This is a genomic window from Pseudoalteromonas sp. SG41-2 (genome assembly GCF_014164535.1).
Classification (GTDB): Bacteria; Pseudomonadota; Gammaproteobacteria; order Enterobacterales; family Alteromonadaceae; genus Pseudoalteromonas; species Pseudoalteromonas rhizosphaerae.
On sequence record NZ_JACJFK010000113.1, the window covers coordinates 1 to 600 of the forward strand.

Sequence of the window (600 nt, forward strand, 5' to 3'; positions counted from 1 at the left end):
CGCCAACCTCATCTTTTTCTCCTAACAGGTTGTCATAATTGATTTCCACTTTTCGGTAATACTTCCCCATATCAGTTGGTTTTTTAGGGGGGCGTAATTCAGATACTTGCTCGGTGTTTATCATAATGTTACTCAAATCCTAATTCTTTTTTTAGCGCATAATTCCATAGTGATAAATTCACTTCGGTTGTAAGCCATTTATTTGGTTTTTCAAGCTCGCCGTACTCATCGCGTTTTGATACTGGTAATATAAATTTATTATCCTCAAAGGCTGTGCTAACTGACGCCCCTTTACCTTTTGGATACGTTTTAACACGTAGTCTAAACGTGATTCTGGTTGTGTTGAGCGCTTTAAATATGGCGGCGCAGTTATATTGATTTAAATCAAGTCGTACACCTTGCCCACTTGATAAATCAGTCACTAAAAAATTAAGATGGTGTCATTGTTATTCCATTTCTAAAATACGCGTATTTTAAGGTGGCTGTCTTCTTAATTTTCCATCAGGAAAAATAACAACGCCACTACTAACAGAAGCTGCAAACTAAACCTAAAGCAATTAAATGCATCACTTTAGGTTCAATTTTTTAAATTTTTAAAGA

The 600-nt window shown here is 35.5% G+C and carries 1 protein-coding gene; it reads right to left on the bottom strand.

Features of this window, described 5'->3' with window-relative positions; genetic code table 11:
• Positions 1–128 precede the first annotated feature (128 nt).
• A complete protein-coding gene (locus H5186_RS22690; protein ID WP_182795058.1) occupies positions 129–422 on the bottom strand; it encodes a hypothetical protein in 294 nt (97 codons plus the stop codon).
• Positions 423–600 lie beyond the last annotated feature (178 nt).